The organism is Pseudomonas sp. J380 (assembly GCF_009827115.1).
In the GTDB taxonomy this organism is placed as follows: domain Bacteria; phylum Pseudomonadota; class Gammaproteobacteria; order Pseudomonadales; family Pseudomonadaceae; genus Aquipseudomonas; species Aquipseudomonas paracarnis.
This window is the reverse complement of sequence record NZ_CP043060.1, coordinates 5798273-5820571: the sequence shown is the minus strand read 5'-3', so window position 1 is coordinate 5820571 and position 22299 is coordinate 5798273. Positions and strand designations below refer to the sequence as shown.

18 protein-coding genes are annotated in these 22299 nt (G+C 60.4%); 6 read left to right on the top strand and 12 right to left on the bottom strand.

The window, feature by feature from the left end:
- Positions 1-70: 70 nt before the first annotated feature.
- From sigX to ppsA, 7 genes are all read right to left on the bottom strand, one after another.
- On the bottom strand, positions 71-661 hold the full coding sequence (sigX, locus tag FXO12_RS26645; RefSeq protein WP_003193286.1) for an RNA polymerase sigma factor SigX: 591 nt from the start codon (positions 659-661) through the stop codon (positions 71-73).
- Between the two features lie 87 nt (positions 662-748).
- Positions 749-1573 carry a mechanosensitive ion channel domain-containing protein gene (locus tag FXO12_RS26640; RefSeq protein WP_003193288.1) on the bottom strand — a complete coding sequence of 275 codons (825 nt, stop codon included), beginning with the start codon at positions 1571-1573 and terminating at the stop codon, positions 749-751.
- A 2-nt stretch (positions 1574-1575) separates the two neighbouring features.
- Entirely contained in the window at positions 1576-1821 is a 246-nt protein-coding gene (locus FXO12_RS26635; RefSeq protein ID WP_014719486.1) for a hypothetical protein, read from the bottom strand.
- An 86-nt stretch (positions 1822-1907) separates the two neighbouring features.
- A complete protein-coding gene (locus tag FXO12_RS26630; protein WP_054897192.1) occupies positions 1908-2903 on the bottom strand; it encodes a zinc transporter ZntB in 996 nt (331 codons plus the stop codon).
- Positions 2904-2928: 25 nt separating this feature from the next.
- Entirely contained in the window at positions 2929-3420 is a 492-nt protein-coding gene (gene rraA, locus FXO12_RS26625) for a ribonuclease E activity regulator RraA (RefSeq protein ID WP_014719488.1), read from the bottom strand.
- Positions 3421-3649: 229 nt separating this feature from the next.
- A complete protein-coding gene (locus tag FXO12_RS26620) occupies positions 3650-4639 on the bottom strand; it encodes an alpha/beta fold hydrolase (RefSeq protein ID WP_057976266.1) in 990 nt (329 codons plus the stop codon).
- A 106-nt stretch (positions 4640-4745) separates the two neighbouring features.
- Positions 4746-7121: a phosphoenolpyruvate synthase gene (gene ppsA, locus FXO12_RS26615; RefSeq protein ID WP_003193296.1), complete on the bottom strand. Its 2376-nt coding sequence runs from the start codon at positions 7119-7121 to the stop codon at positions 4746-4748.
- 178 nt (positions 7122-7299) lie between these two features.
- On the opposite strand from ppsA, the gene FXO12_RS26610 reads away from it, so the two are divergent.
- A complete protein-coding gene (locus tag FXO12_RS26610) occupies positions 7300-8118 on the top strand; it encodes a pyruvate, water dikinase regulatory protein (protein ID WP_003193298.1) in 819 nt (272 codons plus the stop codon).
- Positions 8119-8241: 123 nt separating this feature from the next.
- Here the strand turns inward: FXO12_RS26610 and FXO12_RS26605 are convergent, their stop codons facing one another.
- On the bottom strand, positions 8242-9666 hold the full coding sequence (locus FXO12_RS26605) for a PLP-dependent aminotransferase family protein (protein WP_034128356.1): 1425 nt from the start codon (positions 9664-9666) through the stop codon (positions 8242-8244).
- Positions 9667-9775: 109 nt separating this feature from the next.
- On the opposite strand from FXO12_RS26605, the gene FXO12_RS26600 reads away from it, so the two are divergent.
- Genes FXO12_RS26600 through FXO12_RS26580 form a run of 5 tightly spaced genes read left to right on the top strand, consistent with a single transcriptional unit; the run spans position 9776 to position 15304 of the window.
- Positions 9776-10720, top strand: a complete 945-nt coding sequence (locus tag FXO12_RS26600) for a DMT family transporter (protein ID WP_019820549.1) — start codon at positions 9776-9778, stop codon at positions 10718-10720.
- Positions 10721-10743: 23 nt separating this feature from the next.
- Positions 10744-12606: a molybdopterin-synthase adenylyltransferase MoeB gene (gene moeB, locus FXO12_RS26595; protein WP_057976268.1), complete on the top strand. Its 1863-nt coding sequence runs from the start codon at positions 10744-10746 to the stop codon at positions 12604-12606.
- Between the two features lie 16 nt (positions 12607-12622).
- A complete protein-coding gene (locus FXO12_RS26590; RefSeq protein WP_034128415.1) occupies positions 12623-13537 on the top strand; it encodes a PLP-dependent cysteine synthase family protein in 915 nt (304 codons plus the stop codon).
- Between the two features lie 37 nt (positions 13538-13574).
- Positions 13575-14567, top strand: a complete 993-nt coding sequence (locus FXO12_RS26585) for a serine O-acetyltransferase (RefSeq protein WP_034128354.1) — start codon at positions 13575-13577, stop codon at positions 14565-14567.
- Positions 14568-14569: 2 nt separating this feature from the next.
- Positions 14570-15304: an alanyl-tRNA editing protein gene (locus FXO12_RS26580; RefSeq protein WP_054920641.1), complete on the top strand. Its 735-nt coding sequence runs from the start codon at positions 14570-14572 to the stop codon at positions 15302-15304.
- Positions 15305-15437: 133 nt separating this feature from the next.
- On the opposite strand, the gene prpD is transcribed toward FXO12_RS26580, so the two are convergent.
- The 4 genes from prpD to prpC form a co-directional block, all read right to left on the bottom strand.
- Positions 15438-16922: a 2-methylcitrate dehydratase gene (gene prpD / locus FXO12_RS26575; RefSeq protein WP_057976270.1), complete on the bottom strand. Its 1485-nt coding sequence runs from the start codon at positions 16920-16922 to the stop codon at positions 15438-15440.
- A 158-nt stretch (positions 16923-17080) separates the two neighbouring features.
- A complete protein-coding gene (prpF, locus tag FXO12_RS26570) occupies positions 17081-18271 on the bottom strand; it encodes a 2-methylaconitate cis-trans isomerase PrpF (protein ID WP_020302624.1) in 1191 nt (396 codons plus the stop codon).
- A gap of 11 nt (positions 18272-18282) precedes the next feature.
- Entirely contained in the window at positions 18283-20877 is a 2595-nt protein-coding gene (gene acnD / locus FXO12_RS26565) for a Fe/S-dependent 2-methylisocitrate dehydratase AcnD (protein ID WP_057976272.1), read from the bottom strand.
- Positions 20878-21060: 183 nt separating this feature from the next.
- Positions 21061-22188 carry a 2-methylcitrate synthase gene (gene prpC, locus FXO12_RS26560; protein WP_054920630.1) on the bottom strand — a complete coding sequence of 376 codons (1128 nt, stop codon included), beginning with the start codon at positions 22186-22188 and terminating at the stop codon, positions 21061-21063.
- Between the last annotated feature and the right edge of the window lie 111 nt (positions 22189-22299).

Genomic DNA, 22299 nt, shown 5'->3' with positions numbered 1-22299 from the left:
ACAAACCGGGGGACAACTCGGCGACAAGTCTAACAGAACTTGCCTACACGTAAGAGATATTTGCTACGCACTAAGTTTCAGTCTCGCCCGCAAATTTCTCACGTAATTTATCAAGAGCACGCTTGTACCGCATTTTTGTAGCACTCAAACCCATATGCATGATGTCAGCGATTTCCTGAAATTCCAGCTCTGCGACAAATCGAAGCACCAGAATTTCGCGGTCAATCGGGTTCACATGCACCAACCAGCGATCAAGTCCGCCCTTTTCCTCGGGTGCCGGCGCCTTCTCTTCAGACGCCTCCTCAAGGGGGTCCAGACTCAAAGCGTCCATCAAGCGACGCTTTCGCCGTTCCTTCCGATACTGCGTGATGCACTCGTTGTACGTGATGCTGTACAGCCAGGTCTTGAACTTCGATTTGCCCTCGAAGTTCTTCAGGCCGTATAGCACCTTGAGCATCACTTCCTGACAGACATCATCCGCGTCTCTATCGTTCCCCAAATACCTTGAACAAACGTTGAACAGAGTGCGTTGATACCTGCGCATCAATTCTTCGTACGCGCGTGTTACGTGAAACAGCTCCGTGTGCGAGCGCGCGACCAACTCCTCATCAGAGAGCTCACGGGGGTCATAGCGCGTGGACAGCGTTTGGGCTTTATTCAAAACAAGTCGTGCCGACAGTCAGGTCAATGTCCGCTGCAACCCGGTCACCCGGGTTTGCGGCGGCGTACATTAGCAGGATTTGCCGGATTAGCGGCTACTGACCTGCTGCTCCAGGAGAATCCGGTTCGACAGCGACACCAGTTCCCCGTCATCGGTCAGCACGGTCGTCTTGACTGTGCCGATCTCCTCGATTTGCCCTTCGACCTCGCCCACACGCACCTGTTGCCCAACTTGATACAGCTCACGCACATAGATTCCCGCAAGAATCTGACCGGCAATTTCCCGGCTTCCCAACCCCATGGCCAGCGCAACTGCCAGACCAACGGTAATCAAAACAATCACAATAACGTGGTTGAGCAGGTCAGTCTTGACCTCCAACTGGCTGATCGCGACGGAAATACTGATGATGATCACCAGCCCCTGTGCGATTCGCCCCAGGCCTGCCGCGTAGTCCAACCCCACGCCTTCGGCGGCCCCGCGCACCAGCCCGTTGGCCAGTTGCGCGAGTAAAACCCCCACCAGCAGCACCAGCGCGCCGCCGAAAACTTTCGGCAAATACAGTGCCAGCATGTCGAGCGTAGCTGAAACTCGCTCAAGTCCAAGGGACTGCGCTGCAGAAACCAGAAAAATAAGTAGAACAAACCAATAGACGATCTTGCCGATCAGGGTCGAAATCGGTACTTGCAACCCCGCGCGGCCGAGCAATTTGGTCAGGCCAGTGCCCGCCATCAGGCGATCGAGCCCCAGTTTGGCGAGCAATTTGGACAGCAGGGTATCGAGCAGCTTGGCCACGACAAAACCCAGCAATACCAGGACCAGGGCACCAAACAGGTTGGGAATGAAATTCGCCACCTTGGTCCACAATGCGGTCATCGCGGTGACCAGGCTCTGGGTCCAGAGATCAAGTTCCATATTCAATCAGCCTTATCAGCAGTGCTAGCAAGAGGTTTACGACGGGAAACCGGTGACACATGGGCCGAACCGTTGTTCAGGGCCATCATCAACGCCGGCAACCAACGCCCGAGCAGACCGAACAGGTCACCCGCCCCTACCTGACGGTTGGCGGTTTTCAGTACGCGGCCCAGGCAGGCATCGTCATCACGGTTGGATGGCGAAGCATTGAGCATGTCACGCAAAGACTGTTCGAACGGATCGTGCATAGAGACCTCTCGCAAGTGATTTAAAAGACGAGGGTAAAATTCATCGGGTCACATCGGCCGTTTCTTACGTTCAGGTCATATTCAGGTCAAACCCAGCGCAATCGCCGAAACAGCCACCATTGCCCCAGTGCCACAGACACCATCAACAGGCACGCAATCATGAATCCATAAGGGCTGGCAGAGAACGGAATGCCGCCCACATTGATACCGAGCAAACCGGTAAGAAAACTCATCGGCAAGAAGATCCCGGTGATGATCCCGAAGCGGTACATGGTGCGGTTCATGCGCAGGCTCAAGCGCCGGTCTTCAGCCTCCAGCACAAGCCCCACGCGCTCTCTGGCCAATTCCAGCTCTTCCAGGTAACGGGTCAGGCTGTTGTGCAGTTCGTTCCAATAGTCGGCATCGTCGTCGCAGAACCACGCCAATTTGATTCGTGTCAGCTGGGCGAAAATATCCCGCTGTGGGGCCAGGAAGCGCTTGAGTCCGGCGGCTCTTCGACGGATCTGCAGAACGCTGCCGTGCTCCGGGGTATACCGTTCGTCGGCATCGAGTTTTTCTTCCTCGGAATCGACGATTTCAGACAAGCCAGCGACCAGATCCTGCACTTTGTTGGTCAGGTACTGAGCCATATAAAGGATGAGTTCAGACGCCGTCCTGGGGCCTTTGCCGTCTGCCAACTGCACCAGCAACTCATCGGTAGCGCGCAAGGGGCGCAAACGCAGGGAAATCACTCGGTTGGCGGCGGCGAAGATGCGCACCGACACCATGTCTTCCGGCTCCGCGCCTGGGTTGAGATTGATCCCGCGCAGAAACAACAGCAATTCGGCGTCCGGCAGCGGCAACAGGCGTGGGCGGGTGTTTTCCTCCAGCAGCAAGTCACAGGCAAACTCGCTCAGGCCGCTGGATTTACGCAGCCAGGTCTGGGTTTGAGGATGGCTGCGATCCCAGTGCAGCCACAGGCTTTCCTGGGGCTGCAACTGCAAATCGTCGAGCTCAGTCCGGGCAATCGAACGCGCACCGCCTTTACCGTCCAGCACCAGGGCATGCACCAGCCCCCATTGCGCGTTTTCTTCTTCGAACATCCTCACCCCGATCGGTTGCGGCAGTTTATTCAGGCATTTTCAGCGGGCTGGGTGACACGATCACCCCGTTGTTATCGGCATAAATGTACTCACCGGGGCGGAACGTCACGCCTGCGAATGTCACCGGCACGTTCAGGTCGCCAAGGCCGCGCTTGTCGGTTTTTTTCGGATGAGAGGCCAGGGCCTGCACACCCAGGTCGGTCTGGGCGATGACGTCTACGTCACGGATGCACCCGTAAATCACCAGCCCTTCCCAACCATTTTTCGCGGCTTTCTCGGCAATCATGTCACCCAGCAACGCGCAGCGCAGCGAACCACCACCATCTACCACCAGCACTTTACCAGCGCCCGGCAGGTCAGCCTGCGCCTTGACCAGCGAGTTATCCTCGAAGCATTTGAGGGTGACTATCTCGCCACCAAAGGAGTCTCGGCCACCGAAGTTGCTGAACATCGGCTCCACTACCTGCACCAGCTCCGGGTAGGCGTCACACAGGTCGGGGGTCACGTAATGGTTCATCGAGAAACTCCTGTCATCAAAGAAGAGGTCGAACATCCACGGTGTACATCAAGAAAACGCCCCGCGACAGGCATTCTTTAAGCGCCTGCGGGTGGGCGGCGGCCATGATCAAACCACGATCAGCGCAACGCAATACACGTTACGCGACTGAATATGACCAGAAGCGCGTGGCGCGTCATATCTTAGCCGCAACCATTCAAGAGTGAAACGCCCTTGGTAGAGCGTTTCGTCAAACCACTGCGGACACTTCGGGCTGCTTACCCAGCAAGGGTGTCAGCGGGTCGTTCACCCAGCGCTCGACCAAAGGCCACACTTGGGCCTGTGCGGCTTTGCTGACCAGCATCTGCACATGGCCGAAATCCTCGCTGAAACCCTGCTGACGTCCCAGGCACAGGTACTGGCGATGCTCGCTGCCCACTTGCTCGAAGAGCTTGCGGCAGGCCCAGTCCGGGTCTTGCCGGTCGCCCGCTGCGCTCACCGCCAACAGCGGCACATCGACCTGCGCCAAGCCTTTCCACCAGTCATGCTCGGCATCGCCAAACCGGCCGAACAGGCCGTTCCAACGCATCGCTTCGATCATCACGCCGGCCGGCTCGTCCTCGGGCCCACGCTTGAAGCGCGGGCCGGACAGATGGGCAAGGCGCTTGAGGATAAAGCGACCGCTCCACTCCACCGGTGGAATTTTCAACGGCCAGTGGGTGCGACTGACCTGGCAGCCGAACAACGCCACCGAGGCCACCGCTGATGCATCCAAGTGCTGCCCACCCAAGGCCGCAGCCAGGGTAGTGGCACCGAGGGAATGCCCGATCCAGTGCGGAATTTGCCCACTTTGCTCACACACAAACGCCCCCACGGCCGGCAAATCGTAGCGCGCGTAATCGGCGACACGGTTTCTGACGTAGTCGTGATTGCGCTTGGACAAACCATGGCCGCGCATTTCCGGGATCCACACATCAAATCCGCGACGCGCCAGGTAAGCCCCCAGGCCGATACCTTTGGGCGAATACCAGAAACGCCGATTGGAAAAACTGCCATGCAACAAAATAATCGGCGTGCCCCGGTTTTCCGGGACATCGGCCAGGCCCAAACGGGTAACCGCCAACTCGACGGTGCCGTCCGGGCTGTTACCGGGTTTGAGCCGGTAGACGTCTTCACTCAGGTCGCCGCGACGTTCAGCACTGATCAGGGCGACAGGAAACAGATGGCTGCTGCTTTGCATAATGCTCTTGCACAAAAAAGGGCGGCGTCCGCAAGGATTCCCGCCCTGTACAGATAAGAATGCCGGTCACCCGCAACGAGTGACCGGCACTTTTGACCACGCGACCTTAGGCGGACGCTTGGCCTTCAGCCAGGAAGAACCAGGTTTCCAGCACGGAATCGGGGTTCAGCGAGACGCTCTCGATCCCCTGCTCCATCAGCCATTTGGCCAGGTCAGGGTGGTCCGAAGGGCCTTGGCCGCAGATACCGATGTACTTGCCAGCCTTGTTACAAGCCTGGATGGCGTTGGCCAGCAGCTTCTTGACCGCTGGGTTACGTTCGTCGAACAGGTGGGCGATGATCCCCGAATCGCGGTCCAGGCCCAAGGTCAACTGGGTCAGGTCGTTCGAGCCGATGGAGAAACCGTCGAAGAACTCCAGGAACTCTTCAGCCAGGATGGCGTTGGACGGCAATTCGCACATCATGATCACGCGCAGGCCGTTCTCGCCGCGGGTCAGGCCGTTTTCTGCCAGCAGGTCCACCACCTGGCTCGCTTCGCCCAGGGTGCGCACGAACGGCACCATGATCTCGACGTTGGTCAGGCCCATCTCGTTGCGCACACGCTTGAGCGCACGGCATTCGAGCTCGAAGCAGTCACGGAAGGCTTCGCTGATGTAACGCGAGGCGCCGCGGAAACCCAGCATCGGGTTTTCTTCTTCCGGCTCGTAGAGCTTGCCGCCGATCAGGTTCGCGTATTCATTGGACTTGAAGTCCGACAGGCGCACGATGACCTTTTTCGGGTAGAACGCCGCAGCCAGGGTGCTGATGCCTTCGACCAGTTTCTCGACGTAGAAACCTACCGGGTCGTTGTAGCCGGCGATGCGCTTGTCGACGCTTTCCTTGATGTCCAGCGGCAGCCCGTCATAGTTCAGCAGTGCCTTGGGGTGCACGCCGATCATGCGGTTGATGATGAATTCCAGGCGGGCCAGGCCCACACCGGCGTTCGGCAACTGGGCGAAATCAAAGGCGCGGTCCGGGTTGCCAACGTTCATCATGATCTTGAATGGCAGGTCGGGCATGGCATCGATGGAATTTTGCTTGATATCGAAGCCCAGCTCTCCTTCGAAGATAAAGCCGGTATCGCCTTCGGCGCAGGAAACGGTTACGCCCTGGCCATCCTTGAGCAATTGGGTGGCGTTGCCGCAACCCACGACTGCCGGAATTCCCAGCTCACGGGCAATGATCGCCGCGTGGCAGGTACGCCCGCCACGGTTGGTGACAATGGCACTGGCGCGCTTCATCACCGGTTCCCAATCCGGGTCGGTCATGTCGGAAACCAGTACGTCACCCGGCTGGACCTTGTCCATCTCGGACACGTCCTTGATGATCCGCACCTTGCCTGCGCCAATGCGCTGGCCGATGGCACGGCCTTCTACCAGCACGGTGCCGGTTTCCTTGAGCAGGTAGCGTTCCATGACGTTGGCCGAAGTGCGGCTCTTCACGGTTTCCGGGCGAGCCTGCACGATGTACAGCTTGCCGTCGTCACCGTCCTTGGCCCACTCGATGTCCATCGGGCACTTGTAGTGCTTTTCGATGATCATCGCTTGTTTGGCCAACTCGCTGACTTCAGCGTCGGTCAGGCAGAAACGCGCACGCTCGGCCTTGTCGACTTCAACGGTTTTGACCGAGCGACCGGCCTTGGCCTCGTCGCCGTAGATCATCTTGATGGCCTTGCTGCCCAGGTTACGGCGCAGGATGGCCGGGCGGCCCGCTTCGAGGGTGCCCTTGTGTACGTAGAATTCGTCCGGGTTGACCGCGCCTTGTACGACGGTTTCGCCCAGGCCGTAGGCGCCGGTGATAAACACCACGTCACGGAAACCGGATTCGGTATCCAGGGTGAACATCACACCGGCAGTGCCGGTTTCCGAACGCACCATGCGCTGCACGCCGGCAGACAGGGCCACCAGCTTGTGGTCGAAACCCTGGTGTACGCGGTAGGAGATCGCACGGTCGTTAAAGAGGGAGGCAAACACTTCCTTGGCCGCGCGGATCACGTTTTCGACGCCGCGAATGTTGAGGAAGGTTTCCTGCTGGCCCGCAAAGGAGGCGTCCGGCAAGTCTTCGGCGGTAGCAGAGGAACGCACGGCGACGGCCATGTCCGGGTTACCGGCCGACAGAGTGGCGAAGGCGGTGCGAATTTCTTCGTTGAGCTTCTCGGGGAACTCGGCTTCCATGATCCACTGGCGGATCTGAGCGCCGGTCTTGGCCAGGGCGTTGACGTCATCGACGTCCAGGGCGTCCAGCGCGGCGTGGATCTGGGCGTTGAGGCCGCTCAGCTCGAGGAAGTCGCGGTAAGCCTGGGCCGTGGTGGCGAAACCACCGGGCACCGAGACACCAGCGCCTGCAAGATTACTGATCATCTCGCCGAGGGATGCGTTCTTGCCCCCCACATGCTCTACATCATGGACGCCGAGCTTATCGAGGGAAACTACGTACTCTACCAAGGTGATCTCTCCACTTTCTGTGTTGGAAAAGCTCAGGACGCGGGTTGCTCAGTAGGAGCTAACGCCAGCGCTTGTGGCCTGGACCTGGAAAATAAGTGAGAATGCGGCCCACTGCGGGACGGCAAAATCGCGCCTATCATATCCAAGATTCGCCATCAGCTTAAGGCCCAGGGCTCAAATGAAACGATCTGCTTTCTTTATTTCCGACGGCACCGGCATCACAGCCGAAACATTGGGCCAGAGCCTGCTCGCGCAGTTCGAAAACATTACCTTCGCCAAATTCACCCGGCCTTATATAGACAGCGTGGATAAAGCGCGGGCCATGGTACAACAAATCAATCTGGCGGCTGAAAAAGACGGTTTTCGCCCGATCATTTTCGACACCATCGTCAATCAAGACATTCGTGAGATTCTCGCAACGTCGAATGGTTTCATGATCGACATTTTCTCTACCTTCCTGGCGCCGCTGGAACAGGAATTGAGTGAACACTCCTCCTATTCGGTCGGAAAGTCCCATTCCATCGGGCATAACTCCAACTATATGGAGCGTATCGAGGCGGTGAACTTCGCCCTCGACAACGACGACGGTGCCCGCACCCACTACTACGACAAGGCCGACCTGATCCTGGTGGGCGTGTCGCGTTGCGGCAAGACCCCGACCTGCCTGTACATGGCCATGCAATTCGGTATTCGTGCGGCCAACTACCCGCTGACCGAAGACGACATGGAGCACCTGACCCTGCCCGCCGCCTTGCGCGCGCATTCACACAAGCTGTTCGGCCTGACCATCGACCCGGACCGGCTGACCGCCATCCGCAACGAACGCAAGCCCAACAGCCGCTACTCCAGCTATGCCCAGTGCGAATTTGAAGTGCGTGAAGTAGAAAATCTGTTTCGCCGGGAGAATATTGCGCACATCAATTCCACGCATTTTTCGGTGGAAGAGATTTCGGCGAAGATTCTGGTGGAGAAGGGTGTGGAGCGGCGCTTCAAGTGATCTGATCGTTCCCACGCTCTGTGTGGGAACGCCGCCTGGGACGCTCCGCGTCCCGCAATAGCGACGCGGAGCGTCGCAAGATGGATTCCCACGCAGAGCGTGGGAACGAGCAATAACGCCGTCTCACAGATGAAACCGCCCGCCCCCCTGCCCCAACGCCGTCGCCAGCGCATCAAACCCCTCGCGCAATAACTGATCATCACCCGACGTGTTGCAGATACTCGCCCGAATAAACTGCGGCACCGCCGTCTGCCCCACGGCAAACGCCTCGGCGGTGGCGATCAGGTAATTGTTCTGCTTGAGCTCCGCCTCGATTTCCGAGGCGCGCCAGGGCTCCGGTACTTCGATCCAGAAGTGCGGGCTATTGGGGTGGGTGCGATAGGCCAGGCCGGTCAATAAATCTTCGACCAGCGTCTTGCGTCGGCTGATCTCGTTGATCTGCTGACGCAACAAATATTCCGCCGTGCCGTTTTCAATCCACTGGGTCGCCAGTTCCAGGGTCACAGGTGTGGCCATCCAGCAGGTCGAACGTAGCGCCGCCGAGATGCGGCTGACCAGCGCCGGCGGCGCATGCACGTAGCCCACCCGCAAACCGGCCGATACCGCCTTGCTCAGGCTGCTGATCAAGATCGTACGCTCAGGCGCGAAATAGCTGAGGGGCGGCGGACGGTCCTCCACCAGCACACCGTGGGCTTCGTCCTCCAGAATCAGCAGGTTATGTTCGCGACACACCCTGGCCAAGGCTTCGCGGCGCGCCACCGACAACACAGCGGTGGTCGGATTCTGGATAGTCGGCGTGCAGTACAACGCCGAAATACGGTGATTGCGACAGACCTCATCCAGCGCCGTGGGCAGTACGCCTTCCTCATCCATCTCCAGGCCGATCAGCCGCACCCCCAACATGCGTGCGGCGGTAATCAGCCCGGGATAAGTCAACTGCTCGGTGACCACCGTATCGCCAGCACGCAGCAGCGCCATCATGGCGCACAGCAAGCCGTGCTGGCCGCCGTTGACGCAGATGACCTGCTCGGGAATCGGATGAAACTCGCGCTGCACCAGCCATTGCGCACCCGCTTCACGGTAACGCGGCAGGCCGGCGTCCGGGGTGTAGGCGCTGATGTCCTGGAGGAACTTGGCGTTGGTCGACAGGGTTTGAAAGCTCTGGGCGAGAAACACCGTCTCTTGCCCGGGAATGTGCATGTTGCGGCTCATGTCGAAGTACTGGCGCGGCTCCTCGCTGAAATTACGAAAGCCCTCATCACGCTGGCGCTCCATCCCACGCTTGCGCACGAAGGTGCCGTCACCTACCCGTGCAACCACCAGGCCCAGGCGTTCCAGTTCACCGTAGGCCCGGCTGATGGTGCCGATGGTCACGCCTAAATTGTCGGAAAGCACCCGATGGGGCGGCAGTTTTCGTCCCGGTTCAATCAAGCCTTCGAGGATGCCCCGTTCCATCACATCAGACAGGCGCTTGTACTTCACGCCCTGCCCGTTGGACAGGCCCTCACGCATAATTGACACCATGTCAATATTTGTTTTGACAGCCATCTTTCGCCCTAATAGTGTGCTTTTACGGGTTCAATCGCCGATAAACATAACTCATTACAAGTTCAATATAGAGTTCAATTTCGGCCCAGGGAAGCAATAAACGATGCCAATGTCCGCCGTTCTCGAAAACACTGCAAAAACAAAAACGCAAAAACAGTGGCTCGCCGGGCTGGTGACCAGCGTGATGTTCCTTATCGTGTGCCTGAGTTGGGGCACTACGTGGCTGGGCATCAAGATCGCCGTCGAGAGCGTGCCGCCGCTGACATCTGCCGGCCTGCGCTTTCTCATCGCGTTTCCGCTGTTCCTGTGTTTTGCCATGGTGCGCCGTGAGCCGATCCTGTTTCCCCGGGAAAGCCGCTGGTTCTTCGTATTCGTGACCCTGTCCTACTTCAGCGTTCCCTACTATTTGCTCAATTACGGCGAAATGCATGTGTCGTCGGGCCTCACGGCCCTGCTGTTCAGCTGCATGCCAGTGTTCATCCTGATCTTCTCCGCGCTGTTCCTGCGCGAGCGCATCTATTTCTCCCAGGTGGTCGGCATCGGCATTGGTTTCGGCAGCCTTTACATGATCATCAAGAGCCAGGGCCTGCACCTGGACCACGCCGAGTTCTTCGGGGTACTGGCCATTCTGAGCGCCGCGATCATGCACGCCTTGTGCTATGTCATTACCAAGCAAAAAGGCAGCGCCATCAGCGTCATCACCTACAACACCCTGCCCATCGGCATTGCCGGGCTGATGCTGTTCCTGGCCGGCCTGTGGTTTGAAACACCGACGTTCGACGCCATTACCCTGCGCTCCTGGAGCGCGCTGTTCTACCTGGGGCTGGTGGCCTCGGTGGGCGGGTTCATTGTGTATTTCATGCTGCTCAAGCGCCTGAGCCCGATCATCCTGTCGTTCGTCTTCATCATCTTCCCGGTGTTCGCGGTCATCATCGGAGCCTGGTACGAAGGCGTGGAAATTTCCCGCGACCTGATGCTGTACTCGGCGATCCTGCTGGCCGGCTTTGCGATCACCAAATTGCCGATCGAAAAACTCATGGCCAAGAAAAAGTGACCCTCAACCAACGCGAGAGAAACATGGACGTCCTCCGCCCTACCGCCCTGGAACAGATCTACGCCCACGCCAGCCGCAGCTATCCCGAGGAGTGCTGTGGTTTCGTCTTCGCCGACGGCAGCGTGTACCTGGGCAGCAATATCCAGAATGAGCTGCACCGCAAGAACCCCGAGATGTACCCACGCAGCGCGGCCAATGGCTACACCTTTTCGGTGGCCGACACCCTGCTGATGAACAAGGCGTTTCGCAGTGACAACCCGGTGGTAGTGATTTACCACTCACACCCGGATGTGGGCGCCTATTTCAGTGACGAAGACCAGGACAAGGCACTGTTCCTGGGCGAGCCGATCTTCCCCGTCAGCTATTTGGTGGTGGATGTCCGCCAGGGCCAGGCCCTGGGCTCCAAGCTGTTTGCCTGGGATGGCAAGCATTTCTCCCTTCAACCTTTCAACGACCTGCACACGGAGTTGTCCATGAACGCTGTCTCTTTCCCCGACATTCTGGTTCGCGTGGCCAAGCTGCCGGAATCGACCCTTGAGGGCGCCGGATCGACATTGCGCGAAGTCATTGAAAATCTCTGCACCCATCACCCCCAATTGCGTCAGCACCTGTTCCATGAAAAGAACGACCAGCTCAAGGAACACTTCCTGTTTACCGCCGAGGAGGAGTTGATCGACGCCGATGAACCCCTGCCGCCGAAATCCCGGATCGAAGTGTTGCTCGCCACTTCAGGTGGCATGGACATCGACGCCCTGAGCAACGAAGAAGTGCAGCGCTATGTGCGCCACATCACCCTGCCGGGCGTCGGCCGCGAAGGCCAATTGAACCTGAAGAAAGCCAAGGTGCTGGTCATCGGTACCGGCGGCCTGGGCTCGCCCATCAGCCTGTACCTGGCGGCGGCCGGCATCGGCACCCTGGGGCTGGTGGACTTTGATGTGGTGGAAAGCAGCAACCTGCAACGCCAGATCGTGCATGGCAACAGCACCCTGGGCATGCCCAAGGTCGAGTCCGCCAAGCAGCGCCTGCTGGACCTCAATCCGCATATCCAGATCAACGCGTACAACACCGCGCTCAACAGCGACAACGCCCTGGAACTGGTGGGCGCCTATGACCTGGTGATCGACGGAACCGACAATTTCGACACCCGCTACCTGGTCAACGACGCCTGTGTGCAGTTGGGCAAACCTTTGGTGTACGGCGCTATCTACCGTTTCGACGGGCAGATCAGCGTGCTCAACTATAAAGGTGGGCCGTGCTATCGCTGCCTGTTCCCCAAGGCCCCACCCGCAGAGTTGGCACCCAATTGCAGCGCGGGCGGTGTGATCGGCGTGTTGCCGGGCGTGGTCGGTATGATCCAGGCCACCGAGGCGATCAAATTGCTGATCGGTATTGGCGAACCCTTGTCCGGCCGCTTGATGCGCTTCGACGCGCTGGCGATGAAGTTCAGCGAAATCCGCTTCAAGCGCCGCGCTGATTGCCCCTGCTGCTCGGACCTGCGCCATAGCGAAACCGTCGCGCCGGCCACCTGCGCCGATGCCGTACCGAGCCTGCCCTCCCTGGCCGCGGAACGCTACATCAAGCCCCAGGTGCTCAAGCAAGTGCTCGAACACCCCAGCAGCGCCGATGTATTGCTCGACGTGCGGGACGCCAGCGAACTGGAAGTGTGCAAATTACCGGGCGTGGTGCATATCCCGTTGGCAGAACTGGATGGGCAACTCGCCAGCCTGAGCCGCGACAACACCCACTACCTGATCTGCTACGCAGGCGCCCGTGCCGAGCAAGCCGCCAGCACCCTGTTGGCGGCCGGCTTTGCCAACACCAAAGTCCTCCAGGGTGGCATGAAACATTGGGTTCGCGACGTCGAACCTGACATGCCGTTGTACTGAAAGTGGGGACGTGCTGATGCTGCATAACTCCATTCTCGACGTCATCGGCCAAACGCCGATCGTGCGTCTGGCCCAGTTTTCCGAAGACCTCGGCATCGAGGTCTACGCCAAGCTGGAGTCCCTCAACCCCGGCGGCAGCCACAAGGCGCGCATCGCCCTGGGCATGATCCTGGATGCCGAGCGCCGCGGCGTGCTGATCCGTGATTCCGGGCAGACCATCATCGAACCCAGTGGCGGCAACACTGGCATTGGCCTGGCGATGGCCGGCAATGTGCTGGGCTACAAAGTAGTGCTGGTGATCCCTGACAACTACAGCCCGGAAAAACAGAAACTGCTGCGTCTGTATGGCGCCAGGGTAGTGCTGTCCGACAGTCGCCTGGGCAATAACTCCCACGGCGAAAAGTGCATGGAGCTGCAGTTGGAGAACCCCAACTATGTGATGCTCAACCAGCAACGCAATGGCGCCAACCCCCAAACCCACCGCGACACCACCGCCCCGGAAATCCTTCGCGCCTTCGGTGAACAGCGCGTGGACTACTTCGTCAGCGGCATTGGCACCGGTGGACACATCACCGGTATCGGCGAAACCCTCAAGGCCGCCTGGCCGGCGCTGCGGGTGATGGGTGTAGAACCGGAAGAGTGCGACCTGCTCAAAGACCAACACGCAGCGCACGGGATCCAGGGCCTGTCGATTGGCCTGATCCCCAGCATCCTCAACCTGGACGTGATCGACGGCATGCTCAAGGTGTCGCACGCCGATTGCCTGGACATGATCAAACGCATCATGCGCACCGATGCCATCAGCCTGGGGCTGTCTTCGGCCGCCAACATGGTTGCCATCGCCCAACTCGCCCCCGAACTGCCGCCTGAAACGGTGGTGTTGACCATGGTCTACGACAATGCCGACAGCTACCTGCCCAGTTTCGAATAACGGGGCTTCCAACCATTCAATGCACGGGGGTGTCTCCATGGGGGGCTTTATCGACATGCAACAGCTGCACGATGAGTTGCTCACCCACCTCATCACCACCCTGACGCCCAGACAGATGAAGCAGCTGGAGCCGCACCTGGCACCGTTGATCCAGACCGCCGCCCAGGCGGTGGCCGAGGACCTGATTGCCTATGCCTATCGCGACCCCGCGTCCCGTGGGCGCGGTGAGTTGATCCTGGAATCCTACGCCTCGTTCAAGGCCGTGCTGTTCTACCGCCTTGCGCACCTGGTGTGGCATTTCCAGGCCGCTGACCACGGCGATTTTTCGCGCATGGCCCTCAAACTGAGTAACCAGGGCAAGATTCTCTCCGGCGCCGAGATTCACCCGGCAGCGCGCATCGGCCGGCGCTTTGTGCTGGACCATGGCTACGGCACGGTCATCGGCGAGACCTGCGTGATCGGCAACGACTGCTACATCCTCTGCGGCGTGACCCTGGGTGCGCGCGGTATTGCCAACAACCCGGACGGCAAACGCCACCCGCGCCTGGGCAACAACGTCGAAGTCGGCGCCGGCGCCCGGGTGCTGGGCTATGTTTCGATCGGCGATAACGTGTTTATCAGCCCCTCCTGCGTGATTACCCAGGACGTGCCGGCAGGCACCAAGGTCAAGGTGGTCAACCAGATCCAACTGCAGAAAAACGATGAATCGGACCACAGCAACTACCTCGGCGCCTTTGCCCTGGATGAGCGCTTGCACGTGGTGGGCGAAGTGAGTGCCGGCCACAAGGTCACCGTGCTGGACGCCGACTTTCATCCGCTGCAAGGGCTGATGCTCGAACCCACGGTGAAAGAGCGGCACCACCTGCAGTTTCGCCTGCGTCGCCTCGACAACGACGAGCAACTGCCACGCCTGCCGCTGAACCTGAAGGTGTGCGGGCCGGAATTTGAAATCACCCTGCTCTCTCCCCCTGGCTTGAGCGCATTGGTGCGCCACCTCTTGCAAGCCACCCCATTGATCGTCGGAGGTTGAACATGTCCGTGCATACCATGGAAACCCTGGCGCTGTTTGACAGCGCGCCCTACCAGAACGCCTTCAGCGCCCGGGTGATTGCCGTCAGCGAACAAGGTATCGCCCTGGAGCACACCCTGTTCTACCCCACCGGCGGTGGGCAACCAGGCGATACCGGCCACTTCACCCTGGCCGATGGCACACGGGTCGAGGTGACAGGCACCGTGCGCGATCCGGTGTTGCGCTCGATCATCTGGCACCAGGTGGATCACTGCCCCGAACAGTTGGCCGCTGGCGTCCAGGTCGACGCCGGGCTGGATTGGGAGCGGCGCTACCAGCACATGAAGATGCACACTTGCCTGCACTTGCTGTGCTCCCTCATCGACGCGCCCGTGACCGGTTGCAGCATCAGTGCGGATAAAGGCCGACTGGATTTCGACCTGCCGGAGATGACCCTGGACAAAGACGACCTCACCCGTGACCTCAACGCCCTGATCGAGCAGGCCCACGCGGTGAAAACGCTGTCGATGCCTGCCACCGAGTACGCGACCCTGCTGCAGATCACCCGCACTCAGGCGGTTGCGCCGCCGGTGGTCTCCGGTTCGGTACGGGTGATTGAAATCCCCGGCATCGATATCCAGCCCTGCGGCGGTACCCATGTGCTCAATACCGAGGAAATCGGCCGGGTGTTCTGCGAGAAGATCGAGAAAAAGAGCAAGCACAACCGCCGGGTGATACTGCGGTTTGGACACGCTTGAGCCTGCGTCATTGCCTCTGTAGGAGCGAGCTTGCTCGCGAAAAACCCATAGGCGCCGCGCTTACTCAGGAAGCACGCGGCATCGTTGACGTTTTTCGCGAGCAAGCTCGCTCCTACAGTGACTGTGCTGTTTTTCAGATAGTGAGCAGGTCCATGAAACGGTTGACTGGAGTAGCCTCAAGCCGTGCCTGATCCTTGCACAACGCAAAGATTTCGGCGCTGCGTTGCGCGGTGAACCGCGTGGCCAGGTTGGCCTTGAACTTGTCTTCCAGCAGTGGAATGCCGTCCACCCGACGGCGGCGATGGCCAATCGGGTACTCCACCACCACCTGCTCGGTGCAGGTGCCATCCGTGAAAAACACCTGCACCGCGTTGGCAATCGAGCGCTTGTCGGCCTCCAGGTATTCGCGGCTGTAGCGCGGGTCTTCGATGACGACCATCTTGTCGCGCAGCTCATCGATGATCGGGTGGGCCGCGTGGAAATCATCTTCATACTGCTCGGCCACCAGATTGCCGAACGCCAAGGGCACGGCGGTCATGTATTGCAGGCAGTGGTCGCGATCGGCGGCATTCGCCAATGGGCCGACCTTGGAAATAATGCGAATCGCCGACTCATGGGTAGTGATCACGATACGGTCGATTTCATGTAAACGATGCTTGACCTGCGGATGCAGGGCGACTGCCGCTTCACAGGCGGTTTGCGCGTGAAACTCGGCCGGAAAGCTGATCTTGAACAGCACGTTTTCCATCACATAGGTGCCGTAGGCTTGGGGCAGGCTGAAAGCTCGCTTGTCCTCGGGCTTGAGCGCCAGGTCCTTGTTGGTGTGGCTGAACAGCACGTCATAGAAGCCCCACTGCGGCGCACTCAACACGCCGGGGATGCCCATTTCGCCACGCAGGGCGATGTCTGCCAGGCGCACGCCGCGGCTCGACGCATCGCCCGCCGCCCAGGATTTGCGCGAGCCGGCATTCGGTGCATGACGATAGGTGCGTAGCGCCTGACCATCGACAAAAGCGTGGGACAACGCCGATAGCAACTGCTCGCGGTTGGCGCCCATCAGCTTGGCGGTGACCGCCGTGGTAGCGACTTTCACCAGCAACACATGGTCGAGGCCTACCCGGTTGAAGGAATTTTCCAAGGCAATCACGCCTTGGATTTCGTGAGCCATGATCATCGCTTCCAGCACTGCACGCACTGTCAGCGGCGCGTCGCCATTGGCCAGGCGCTTTTGCGACAGGTGATCGGCCACGGCGAGGATGCCGCCAAGATTGTCTGAAGGGTGGCCCCATTCGGCGGCAAGCCAGGTGTCGTTGTAGTCGAGCCAGCGCACGATGCAACCGATATCCCAGGCGGCCTTGACCGGGTCCAGGCGAAACGAAGTGCCCGGCACCCGTGCACCGAACGGCACCACGGTACCCTCTACCATCGGCCCCAGGTGCTTGGTGCACTCGGGGAAGCGCAGGGCCAGCAGGCCACAGCCGAGGGTGTCCATCAGGCAGTTGCGGGCGGTATCCAGGGCGTCCTGGGAGTCAATGCGGTAGTTGAGGACGTAGTCGGCGATACCCTGAAAAACCGGGTCGTAGTCGGGGCGGTTGTTCTGGTCGACGCTGGCGCTCATGGCGGTTCTCCTAAAAGGTGGGGTTGTTCCTCAAGCTCAAGGTTGATGTTGATCGTTCCCACGCTCCGCGTGGGAATGCAACCCGTGACGCTGTGCGTCACAGCAGGACGCAGAGCGTCCCAGGCGGCGTTCCCACGCGGAGCGTGGGAACGATCAAGCTAGAAAGCGTCGCCGGGGATGCGCACATAGCCTTCCATTAACACCCGTGCGCTGCGGCTCATGATGGCTTTCTTCACCACCCATTCACCGTCCACCTGGCTGGCCTCGGCGCCTACGCGCAAAGTGCCGGACGGGTGCCCGAAGCGCACGGCATTGCGCTCTACGCCGCCCGCCGCCAGGTTGACCAAGGTGCCGGAAATCGCCGCGGCGGTGCCAATCGCCACCGCCGCGGTGCCCATCATCGCGTGGTGCAGTTTGCCCATCGACAAGGCGCGCACCAGCAGGTCCACATCGCCGGCCTTGATCGCCTTGCCGCTGGAGGCCACGTAATCGGCAGGCTTGGCCACGAATGCCACCTTGGGCGTGTGCTGGCGCTGGGCGGCTTCGTCCAGGTGTTTGATCAGGCCCATGCGCAACGCGCCATACGCCCGCACGGTCTCGAACATCGCCAGGGCCTTGGGGTCGCTGTTGATCGCGCCTTGCAGCTCGGTACCGGTGTAGCCCAGGTCTTGGGCATTGATGAAAATCGTCGGAATACCGGCGTTGATCAACGTGGCCTTGAAGGTACCGACGCCGGGCACCTCCAGGTCGTCGACGAGGTTGCCGGTGGGGAACATCGAACCACCACCGCCCTCTTCTTCCGCCGCTGGGTCCATGAATTCCAACTGCACTTCGGCGGCCGGGAAGGTCACGCCGTCCAGTTCAAAGTCGCCGGTTTCCTGCACCGCGCCGTCAGTGATCGGCACGTGGGCGATGATGGTCTTGCCGATATTGGCCTGCCACACCCGCACCACGGCCACGCCGTTATGGGGCACGCGGGCCGCATCGACCAGGCCGGCACTGATGGCGAACGAACCCACCGCTGCCGACAGGTTGCCGCAGTTGCCGCTCCAATCGACAAATGGCTTGTCGATGGAGACTTGGCCAAACAGGTAATCCACGTCATGATCGGCGCGGCTGCTTTTGGCCAGGATCACGGTCTTGCTGGTGCTCGAGGTGGCCCCACCCATGCCGTCGATCTGCTTGTCATAGGGGTCGGGGCTGCCGATCACCCGCAGCAACAAGGCGTCGCGTGCAGGGCCCGGCACCTGCGCCGCTGCGGGCAGGTCCTGGAGGCTGAAGAACACGCCCTTGCTGGTGCCGCCACGCATGTAGGTGGCGGGGATCTTGATTTGCGCTACGTGTGCCATGGTTATCCTCTTCAGGCGGTCGCCTTTGATTCCAGGAAGTCCTGGGCGAAACGTTGCAACACGCCACCGGCCTCGTAGATCGACACTTCTTCGGCGGTGTCCAGGCGGCAGGTCACTGGCACCTCGACACGTTCGCCATTCTTGCGGTTGATCACCAGGGTCAGTTGCGCACGCGGGGTGCGCTCGCCGACCACATCATAGGTTTCACTGCCGTCGATCTTGAGGGTGTGGCGGTCGGTGCCTGGCAGGAATTCCAGGGGCAGCACGCCCATGCCCACCAGGTTGGTGCGGTGGATGCGCTCGAAGCCTTCGGCGGCAATCGCTTCCACACCGGCCAGGCGTACGCCCTTGGCCGCCCAGTCACGGGACGAGCCCTGGCCATAGTCGGCGCCGGCGATGATGATCAGCGGTTGCTTGCGCTCCATGTAAGTCTCGATGGCTTCCCACATCCGCGTGACTTTGCCTTCCGGCTCGATACGCGCAAGAGAGCCCTGCTTGACCTTGCCGTTTTCCTGCACCATTTCGTTGAACAGTTTCGGGTTGGCGAAGGTGGCGCGCTGCGCCGTCAGATGGTCACCCCTGTGGGTGGCGTAGGAGTTGAAGTCGACCTCGGGCAAGCCCATTTTCGCCAGGTATTCACCGGCGGCGCTGTCCAGCATGATCGCGTTGGACGGCGACAAGTGGTCGGTGGTGATGTTGTCCGGCAGCACCGCCAGCGGGCGCATGCCCTTGAGCGGTCGTGCGCCGGCCAGCGCGCCTTCCCAGTACGGCGGGCGGCGGATATAGGTGCTTTGTGGGCGCCAGTCGTACAGCGGCGTGACCTTGGGCCCGGTGTCTTCGTGAATGGCGAACATCGGGATATACACCGCACGGAATTGCTCGGGTTTTACCGAAGCCTTGACCACCGCGTCGATCTCTTCATCGCTCGGCCAGATGTCCTGCAGGCGGATTTCCTTGCCGTCGGCGTCCAGGCCGAGCACGTCCTTCTCGATGTCGAAACGGATGGTACCGGCAATCGCATAGGCCACCACCAGCGGCGGCGACGCCAGGAAGGCTTGCTTGGCGTAAGGGTGAATGCGCCCGTCAAAGTTGCGGTTACCCGACAACACTGCGGTGGCGTACAGGTCGCGGTCGATGATCTCTTGCTGGATCACCGGGTCGAGCGCGCCCGACATGCCGTTGCAGGTGGTGCAGGCAAAGGCCACCACGCCGAAGCCGAGTTTTTCCAGCTCATGGCCAAGTCCCGCTTCTTCCAGGTACATGGCCACGGTTTTCGAGCCCGGCGCCAGGGACGACTTGACCCACGGCTTGCGAGTCAGCCCCAGCTTGTTGGCGTTACGTGCCAACAGGCCGGCGGCGATCACGTTGCGTGGGTTGCTGGTGTTGGTGCAACTGGTGATGGCGGCGATGATCACCGCGCCGTCGGGCATTTGCCCCGGCACGTCATCCCATTGGCCGGCAATGCCTTTTGACGCCAGGTCACGGGTGGCCAGACGGGCATGGGGGTTGCTCGGGCCGGCCATGTTGCGCACGACGCTGGAGAGGTCGAAGCTCAGGCTGCGCTCGTATTGCGCGCCTTTCAGATCGTCGGCCCACAGGCCGGTGTGACGTGCGTATTGCTCGACCAGAGCGACCTGTTCGTCTTCGCGACCGGTGAGTTTGAGGTAAGCGATGGTTTGCGCGTCGATGTAGAACATCGCGGCGGTGGCGCCGTACTCCGGGGCCATGTTGGAGATGGTGGCACGGTCACCCAAGGTCAGTGCCGAAGCCCCTTCGCCGAAGAACTCCATCCAGGCGCCGACCACCTTTTGCTGGCGCAGGAATTCGGTGAGCGCCAGCACCATATCGGTGGCGGTGATGCCCGGTTGCAGCTTGCCGGTCAATTCCACGCCAACGCTTTCCGGCAGGCGCATCCACGACGCACGGCCGAGCATCACGCTCTCGGCTTCCAGGCCACCGACGCCGATGGCGATCACACCCAGGGCGTCTACGTGAGGTGTATGGCTGTCGGTGCCGACACAGGTATCCGGGAAGGCCACGCCGTCACGCACTTGAATCACCGGGGACATTTTCTCCAGATTGATCTGGTGCATGATGCCGTTGCCCGGTGGGATCACATCGACGTTCTTGAAGGCCTTTTTGGTCCACTCGATAAAGTGGAAGCGGTCTTCGTTGCGACGGTCTTCAATGGCGCGGTTTTTTTCGAAGGCTTGCGGGTCAAAGCCACCGGCCTCGACGGCCAGGGAGTGGTCGACGATCAGTTGGGTGGGCACCACCGGGTTGACCTGCGCCGGGTCGCCGCCTTGCTGGGCGATGGCATCGCGCAGGCCGGCGAGGTCGACAAGAGCGGTCTGGCCGAGGATGTCATGGCACACCACGCGGGCCGGGAACCACGGGAAGTCGAGGTCGCGCTTGCGCTCGATCAGTTGGCTCAGGGACGCGTCGAGGGTGGCCGAGTCGCAACGGCGCACCAGGTTCTCGGCGAGCACGCGCGAGGTGTAGGGCAGCGTGGCGTAGGCGCCGGGGGTGATTGCCTCGACAGCCGCACGGGCGTCGAAGAAATCCAGGCGGCTGCCGGGGAGTGGTTTGCGAAATTCAGTGTTCATCGTCAGGACTCGGTCACGGTAAGTTCGAAAGGTGAGCTGTCGACACTGGCTTTGTTTCCTGTGGGAGCTGGCTTGCCTGCGATAGCATCACCTCGGTGTACCTGTCACACCACAGTGATGCCATCGCAGGCAAGCCAGCTCCCACAAACAAGCACATTAGCCAGCGGGCACAGCCCATCCCATTCAGCGACGTTCGATTGGCACGAACTTGCGCTGCTCAACGCCGGTGTACTCGGCGCTTGGACGGATGATGCGGTTGTTGGCGCGCTGCTCGAACACATGCGCAGCCCAGCCGGTCAGGCGCGAGCATACGAAGATCGGCGTGAACAACTTGGTCGGGATGCCCATGAAGTGGTACGCCGAGGCATGGTAGAAATCGGCGTTGGGAAACAGCTTCTTCTGTTCCCACATGGTCTTGTCGATGGCTTCGGAGACCGGGAACAACACGGTGTCGCCCACTTCGTCAGCGAGTTTTTTCGACCAGCCCTTGATCACCTCATTGCGCGGATCGCTGTCTTTATAGATCGCGTGGCCAAAGCCCATGATCTTGTCTTTGCGCGCCAACATGCCAAGGGTGCCTTCAACCGCTTCCTGGGCCGAGGAGAAACGCTCGATCATTTCCATCGCTGCTTCGTTGGCACCGCCATGCAGCGGGCCGCGCAGGGAGCCGATGGCAGCGGTGACGCAGGAATACAGGTCGGACAATGTCGATGCACACACCCGTGCGGTGAAGGTCGAAGCGTTGAATTCGTGTTCGGCGTAGAGGATCAGTGACACGTTCATCACTTTGACGTGCAACTCGCTCGGCTTCTTGCCATGCAGCAGGTGCAGGAAGTGGCCACCGATGCTCGGCTCGTCGGTCACGCAATCGATGCGCTGGCCGTCGTGGCTGAAGCGATACCAGTAGCACATGATCGCCGGGAACGCGGCGAGCAGGCGGTCGGTGACATCGCGCTGCACGCTGAAGTCTTTCTCCGGCTCGATATTGCCCAGGAACGAGCACCCGGTGCGCATCACGTCCATCGGGTGGGCGTCGGCGGGGATGCGTTCGAGCACTTCTTTCAGGGCCTGGGGCAAGTCACGCAGTTTGCTCAGCTTGTCGCTGTACGCGGCCAGTTCTGCCTGGGTTGGCAATTCACCGTACAGCAGCAGGTAGGCGACTTCTTCAAACTGGGCGTCAGCGGCCAGTTCGCGTACGTCGTAGCCACGGTAGGTCAGGCCGGCGCCGGCCTGGCCCACGGTGGACAGTGCAGTCTGCCCGGCGACCTGGCCACGCAGGCCAGCACCACTCAATACTTTTGCTTCAGCCATGGTTCTTCTCCAATTTTGTAATTATTCAGGGAGCCGTCCAGCTCACACCCTGTAGGAGCGAGCTTGCTCGCGAAAAACGCAAGGGCATCGCGTTTCTCCAGGTTTCTCGCG

Coding starts and splice junctions, on each gene's coding strand:
- FXO12_RS26640 (WP_003193288.1), bottom strand. CDS start 1,573: ATGGAACTTGATCTCTGGACCCAGAGCCTGGTCACCGCGATGACCGCA.
- FXO12_RS26635 (WP_014719486.1), bottom strand. CDS start 1,821: ATGCACGATCCGTTCGAACAGTCTTTGCGTGACATGCTCAATGCTTCG.
- FXO12_RS26630 (WP_054897192.1), bottom strand. CDS start 2,903: ATGTTCGAAGAAGAAAACGCGCAATGGGGGCTGGTGCATGCCCTGGTG.
- rraA (WP_014719488.1), bottom strand. CDS start 3,420: ATGAACCATTACGTGACCCCCGACCTGTGTGACGCCTACCCGGAGCTG.
- FXO12_RS26620 (WP_057976266.1), bottom strand. CDS start 4,639: ATGCAAAGCAGCAGCCATCTGTTTCCTGTCGCCCTGATCAGTGCTGAA.
- FXO12_RS26610 (WP_003193298.1), top strand. CDS start 7,300: ATGAAACGATCTGCTTTCTTTATTTCCGACGGCACCGGCATCACAGCC.
- FXO12_RS26605 (WP_034128356.1), bottom strand. CDS start 9,666: ATGGCTGTCAAAACAAATATTGACATGGTGTCAATTATGCGTGAGGGC.
- FXO12_RS26600 (WP_019820549.1), top strand. CDS start 9,776: ATGTCCGCCGTTCTCGAAAACACTGCAAAAACAAAAACGCAAAAACAG.
- moeB (WP_057976268.1), top strand. CDS start 10,744: ATGGACGTCCTCCGCCCTACCGCCCTGGAACAGATCTACGCCCACGCC.
- FXO12_RS26590 (WP_034128415.1), top strand. CDS start 12,623: ATGCTGCATAACTCCATTCTCGACGTCATCGGCCAAACGCCGATCGTG.
- FXO12_RS26585 (WP_034128354.1), top strand. CDS start 13,575: ATGGGGGGCTTTATCGACATGCAACAGCTGCACGATGAGTTGCTCACC.
- FXO12_RS26580 (WP_054920641.1), top strand. CDS start 14,570: ATGTCCGTGCATACCATGGAAACCCTGGCGCTGTTTGACAGCGCGCCC.
- prpD (WP_057976270.1), bottom strand. CDS start 16,922: ATGAGCGCCAGCGTCGACCAGAACAACCGCCCCGACTACGACCCGGTT.
- prpF (WP_020302624.1), bottom strand. CDS start 18,271: ATGGCACACGTAGCGCAAATCAAGATCCCCGCCACCTACATGCGTGGC.
- acnD (WP_057976272.1), bottom strand. CDS start 20,877: ATGAACACTGAATTTCGCAAACCACTCCCCGGCAGCCGCCTGGATTTC.
- prpC (WP_054920630.1), bottom strand. CDS start 22,188: ATGGCTGAAGCAAAAGTATTGAGTGGTGCTGGCCTGCGTGGCCAGGTC.